This window comes from Mesorhizobium sp. M4B.F.Ca.ET.203.01.1.1 (genome assembly GCF_004791025.1).
Classification (GTDB): domain Bacteria; phylum Pseudomonadota; class Alphaproteobacteria; order Rhizobiales; family Rhizobiaceae; genus Mesorhizobium; species Mesorhizobium abyssinicae.
Map to the genome: position 1 here is coordinate 1 of NZ_SRUO01000230.1, position 301 is coordinate 301.

Here is a 301-nt window from a genome sequence, read left to right on the forward strand (position 1 = left end):
CGAAGTGCAGGGGCTGCAGGCCGCGCTGGCCCGGGGCCAACGCCCCGCCCTGCCAGCGGGGACCCGGTTGTACGATGCCGATGACGTGCCCGCTGTGCTGCGCCAGTACGGCCCGGGCCATCACGGCGAAGAGGCGCCCAACGAGTGGCACCTGAGCGTCTTCGACAGCGGCGGCCAGCGCTACTACCTGCTGCAGGACGCAGCGCACTATGCCTATCTGGAACATCTGATCAATGTCTTCGCCGCGCTGGTCATTTCGATCTGCGTGCTCGGTGCCTTCCTGATCGGCCGCAAGGTCGCG

At 67.8% G+C, this 301-nt stretch carries 1 protein-coding gene; it reads left to right on the forward strand.

Annotation, left to right across the window (positions count from 1 at the left end; all coding sequences use genetic code 11):
• Window positions 1–67: 67 nt before the first annotated feature.
• A partial coding sequence (locus tag EN846_RS34445) for a hypothetical protein (protein ID WP_210236163.1) occupies window positions 68–301 on the forward strand: 234 nt, incomplete at its 3' end.